Here is a 1667-nt window from a genome sequence, read left to right as displayed (position 1 = left end):
GTGTTGTTCGTAATCGCGCAAGAGCACGGACCGGCCGTGGGCTGGTCCGCGCCGATGGTCGCCCATACCGACGAGGTCGCGGCGCTCGCCGACCGCATCACCGCAGCGATGTACGAACGTCTGGCAGCCGGCGGCGCCACGCGCGTCACGGTGTTGCATGCCTTCCGCAACTCTCTACGGTGATCGAGATTTACAAGCAATCCTTAGTGCCATTTGACTTCGCACGGTTTGCCGTATCGGCGCGGCAGATCGCGCCGCTCGTCACGCTTGCCCCGCAAAGATTGTTGGCACGGCTCGCCGAGGAGTATGTCTTCGCGCAATTGTGCGAAGCGATCATGCTGTCCTTTGCGGCGGAAAACGAAGCACGCATGCGTGCGATGATCGCTGCGCGCGCCAATGTTCACGACAAGCTCGAGCATTTGATCGGCGACTCCCAGCGCCTGCGTCAGGAAGAGATCACCGCTGAAATGGTCGAGCTTTCCTCTGGCAGCCTCGCCTCCGGCAGCATAGGTCGCAAGCAAGACCGGCCGCGGTGAGCGCTTGTGCAAGCACCGCCCGAACGTGCATGAATCGACTCCACAGGAATGCCAGGACCTCGCTGAGGCGACTGCGCAACGCTATGTCATCATCAGGCGCCCGAATACGGCCACCTTGTCGAGATCCAGGACAAACGCGAAGACAACAGCCGCGCCTGACACGGCGCCGACCCACAGGAGTGGCAAGGGTGACATCAGTATCCCGCGCGTTGCTAAAGTCGCAATGAGCGCCACGTCTACCACCGACGACAAAACCGGCCAACGGCCCGGATAAGAACTCCACAGACGCCGGCGCTCGCGGACCACGTACAGGACTGCCTGACCACTGAATGCCAAAATGACGACTGTGAGCGTTTGCAACTGGCCGGTCGCGAGGTCCAGCCAGAACTTGCCGACGGCGAGCAGTGCACTGCAAAAGAGCAAATTGCAGCACGCCAGCACAATGCCCGCGATTTTGTCACATGGTTGATCTGCCAGGTATTGGGCTTCTGCGATGGCCGCACGTTATCGGTGGTCGACGACATGGCGAGAAAATCGCCCGTGATCATGAGCACAACCATCAGCATCGGCGTCAGGATTGCATGACCGGTCATGATGAGGCCAGCCGTCGGGAATAGCATTTGATCGAGTTTGCGCGTAACTGACCTCAGCATATAAGTGAGGATCCGCTGGAACGTGATCCGCCCCTCGCGTACCGCGGTCACGATGCCGCCAAGGCCTGGCTCGGTCAGCACGATACCGGCCGCCGACTTGGCGACGTCGGTAGCTGTCGAGACGGCAATTCCCATTTGAGCCTGGCGCAGCGCAGGGGCATCGTTTGCGCCGTCACCGCACATGCCGACAATATGACCGCCGCTCTGGAACGCCTTGACAATGCGGAATTTGTCCTCGGGGAAAATACCGCCGAAGACTGCATAATCTTCGGCACGCAATGACTCAGAAGGCGGTCCAGGCGGACAGACTGCACCATCGAGCCCAACCGCGTGGGCGACAACGCCGGCCGTCGCCGTCGCATCGCCCGTCACCATTACAGTATGCACGCCCATCTCGAGCAGATTGGCGATCAGCCGGGCCGAATCGGCTCGAGGCGGGTCGCTCAACGCAATCAGACCGGCGAGTTTCAGGGTATCC

General features: G+C 61.0%; 2 protein-coding genes and 1 pseudogene. 2 read left to right on the top strand and 1 reads right to left on the bottom strand.

Features of this window, described 5'->3' with window-relative positions:
- A pseudogene (locus AWB67_RS41230) lies at positions 1-183 on the top strand (hypothetical protein); the annotation flags it as partial.
- Positions 180-536: a F0F1 ATP synthase subunit gamma gene (locus AWB67_RS37325; RefSeq protein WP_159907882.1), complete on the top strand. Its 357-nt coding sequence runs from the start codon at positions 180-182 to the stop codon at positions 534-536. The pseudogene AWB67_RS41230 and the gene AWB67_RS37325, both read left to right, overlap by 4 nt.
- Before the next feature lie 236 nt (positions 537-772).
- Here AWB67_RS37325 and AWB67_RS37320 read toward each other — a convergent pair.
- A partial coding sequence (locus AWB67_RS37320) for an HAD-IC family P-type ATPase (protein ID WP_235025589.1) occupies positions 773-1667 on the bottom strand: 895 nt, incomplete at its 5' end.

This window comes from Caballeronia terrestris, from assembly GCF_001544515.1.
Classification (GTDB): domain Bacteria; phylum Pseudomonadota; class Gammaproteobacteria; order Burkholderiales; family Burkholderiaceae; genus Caballeronia; species Caballeronia terrestris.
The sequence above is the reverse complement of the archived record's forward strand: the minus strand, read 5'-3'. Positions and strand labels throughout refer to the sequence as shown.